Annotated in this window: 1 protein-coding gene; it reads right to left on the bottom strand. The window is 45.3% G+C overall.

Annotated features, from left to right (window positions below; genetic code table 11):
* Positions 1-2,329, bottom strand: a 2,329-nt coding sequence (locus tag L1D50_RS22080; RefSeq protein ID WP_275660248.1) for a contractile injection system protein, VgrG/Pvc8 family, incomplete at its 3' end; no start/stop codon positions are given.
* Positions 2,330-3,754: the final 1,425 nt, after the last annotated feature.

The raw sequence follows: 3,754 nt of genomic DNA, 5'->3' as shown, positions 1-3,754 counted from the left end.
TTTCAGCCGCTCGCGCTGGGGTGATTTGTCCATACAGAGGGTTTTTAGGGCGATTATCTTCTGGTAGGTAATCGCGTTTGTCCTCACCATATTGCACGGTGTATTGACCGGGTGGGGCATTCTCAATTTTTGCTTTACCGCTGTCGTCTAAGTTACCAGTCAGCTCTGTGCCGTTTGCAAATCGAATGGTATAAGGTGCGCCCATAATTGGGCTGCCATCTTGATAGGTATAAGACAACTCAATGGTACTGCTCGCCATGGTGGCAATGCCATCGGCGGCCAGTGAGAGTCGAGCATTCTCAGACAGCGCTTGAATTTGCGGAACACTCGGCATCGTGGCGCTTTGTTTGCTGCCAATATCTTGCTCCATGCTGCCGTCAAACACGGTCATGGCTTTGCCTTTTAAGGTCAGTAACTTGTCTGCAAAGATGTTGACGTTACCACTTGAGTCAATGCTGATTTCACTGCCGCCATTGGCAAGGGTGAGGTTGCCAGAGCCACTGCCTTTTACTGTGATATTGCCTTGACTTTGAATGATTTGACTTCCCGCCGGGGCGGTGATGGTAAGGTTGTTGTCTGCCTTGAGGTTGATATCACTTTGGATAACACTGCGATGGCTGCGACCCGCCTTAAGGGTGATATTTTGTTTGGCGCTGACGTCAATTTGATTGGCGGTGACGTCTAGGTTGGTTGCGGCATCAATAATCACCGACTTTTTACTCTCCAGTGCCAGTTGTTGTTTGGCGCTGGCAATAAAGGTTTTATTGGTGAGTAGTCGAATTGCACTTTTTACACTGCCAAGTTGTATGTCTTTGGCTGCAAAAATATTCATCGCACCAAGTTGTGCAAGCCAGTGAATATAAGGCTGCTTTTTATCCCCATGTAACACTAAGTACTGATTACTCGCTAAGGTTTGCAGCACAATATGCGGGGTATTTAGAGTGTCATCAAACATCAATAGGTTTTGGCCGCGAGAGCACAGCACGTTTTGGGCGTTATTGGCGCTGGTAACAACCGACGGTTGGGTGTCGTTAAGGGCAAAGCCTAAAATATAACTTTGGTCAGGGTCGTTGTTCATACAACCGATGAGCACATTACTGTCTGGCAGGAGCGGAAAGTGTAACCCTGTCGGTTGCTTTTGGCCGCGACAGGCATATTGTGTGAGGCGCTTTACTGATTCAGTGACTTGACTATCAAAATGTACTTGCGTGGCATATTGCCCTTGGGTATCTAGATGAGGATTGGCCTTTGACCCCGACAATGAACGTACCGTGGCGGTAAACACCATCGGCTTGGGACTATGCTCTGGGGGCGCGATACGTATTGGCTCACCCCGAGGTACACACACCGACTCGCTATGATATGCAACTTGCTTGGGGTCATTGGCACTGCCTTGCTTATACACCTGTTTACTGCGAATACAGGTATAATCGCCACCTTTCGCTGTGCCCAATTTACCATTTAACGAAAACGAATAACCGGCATTGGCTTCGGCTACGTTTCCTACCAGCGTGACTTCATTTTTACCTTGTTGATAGGCAAGCTCGAGATTGCCGGTGCGCTCAAATTGCTCAGCGGGATTGTGTGCCGCAGGTTCAAAATAGCTGCGCTGCGCCGAGCTGACGGAGGTAGGCGGATGGGCATTTACATGCACTTGGGAGCCACCCATTCTAAAGCGATGGCGACTTTGGCACTGCGTAAACCCGACAAAGCCGGTTTTATGCTCGTGAACCAGACCATCTTTATCTGTCACCGATAGCAAGCCTCGCTCAATATAGGGGCTTGCAAGGTTCCCCTCGGCAATCACTATCGACTCAATAAAATCATGGCATTCAAACCAATAGATTAAGCCGTACTTTGCTAAGAGTCGGGTGAAAAAGGTGTAGTCGTTTTCTAGCGCTTGTACACACTGCGGTAGCGTGGGTAAGTCTTTAGTGACTCGCCATTTTATCCGGTCTTGTGAATAGCCGGCTTTTTGTATCAACTTATTGAGGACAGACTGGACATTGGCTTGTACAAAGATTTGGCTTTTTTCTGTTTGCTTAAGTAACTCAAGGCGAGGCTTTAAGATTACCTCTGCACCACAGGTGTGCTCAGACACAAAACCAGATTGGATATCAAATAAAGTCCCAGTGAAATACGTTGATATTGCATCTGGTGACTCAATTTCAAACGTGAGCATATTGCCGACAAGTAATTCATCAGCCAGGTCAAATTGGGATTCTAGGTTCGCTTTGAGTAAAAAGCCGCTATTGATACAGGTCGTGAGTTCAAAATCGACGACATGTACAGGATGGTTAGTACCATACACCACAATCCTTGTTTGCATTTTTTATGTCCACTGTTGTTGGTTAAAGCTGTTCCACCAATACGCGGTACTACTTCCTAGTGTGCTGCGATTGGTTTTTATTTGCGCGCTATTGTTACATAAAAGACAAGCATTTTTAACCCATTTTTTTATTCAGTATTCGAATGGTTATCTTTTGGTGTAACGGATGGTTTTGAAAACGCCTCCCCGAAATCACACCGAATCCTCAAATCCAAGTCGATATATAATATAGCGTTGTGGGAGGCGGTTCACCCGCCGAGAAGTATGTTTTTCGAGTGATGAGGGGGTCTTTTCTTTAGGCATCAAAGAAAAGTAAGTCTTAGCCTATGGGCGTCGAAATCGGTCAGGAGGACGGGCTGACTTTACGATACATTTCGAGTTATCAGCCGTTAGCAACATAAACCTCCATGTTTAATATCAAAGCGCATCCATGCGCTCCTCGTTCATTCTTTTTAAACGACGAAAAAGAGCGAACCAAGAAAGCGTCGCCCCGACATCCTGTCGGCACATTGCATATCGGCTTATGCTTTTCGGGTGTGATGGAGGGGGGAATAAGTTGCTTGTGAGATTGTCTACGATTTTTACGGTTAAGCTGCTTTAAAGCATTGCAAAAACTATCAGCGTAGCCTCCAAGCTCACAGTGTAAATAGTTTTGTGGGAGGCGGTTCACCCGCCGAGAAGTATGTTTTTCGGTTGCGGTAAAGGGATTAGTATTGACTGCGAGTTCTAGTTTTTCTCTTAAAAGTAGCTAAGTAGTTTGCAAGCACCACAAGAATTTATCAGCGCCTTGTGTCTCCCTCATCACACCCGAAAGTAAATTGCCAATGAGTCATTTCAACGCATGGATGCGTGAAAAGCGGTGACAGGGCCAAGGATGGCCCTTACACAGCGGTGACGTTCATATTGGTAATTTACTTGAGGAGTCAGTGTGGTGTTGGGAGTGCCTTTTCTTTTGCTACCTTTTCTTTGGGCAAGCAAAGAAAAGGTAGTCGTAGCCCATGGATGGGCGTCGAAATCGGTCAGGAGGACGGGCTGACTTTACAATACATTTCGAGTTATCAGCCGTTAGTAACATAAACCTCCATGTTTAATATCAAAGCGCATCCATGCGCTCCTCGTTCATTCTTTTTAAACGACGAAAAAGAGCGAACCAAGAAAACGTCGCCCCGACATCACACTCAATCCTCAAATCCTAAGCCGATATATAATACCAATTGCACTAAGTCTCCAATCAATTTGAAGGGTGAAATAATAACATATTAGCGTCGTTAAAAATTTCTCATTTAGAACAACTAAATAGCAAAATTTTTGCCTAGCTACTAAAGCTATTTCTATGATTCAAATTGCTAATTTATTTAATACATGTATCTTATATATATATGATGCTGTCGACGATTTTAAAGGTAGGTGTAGATTTAGTTTGGT

The sequence above is a fragment of the Pseudoalteromonas sp. Isolate6 genome (assembly GCF_022398435.1).
Lineage (GTDB): Bacteria > Pseudomonadota > Gammaproteobacteria > Enterobacterales > Alteromonadaceae > Pseudoalteromonas > Pseudoalteromonas galatheae.
The sequence above is the reverse complement of the archived record's forward strand: the minus strand, read 5'-3'. Positions and strand labels throughout refer to the sequence as shown.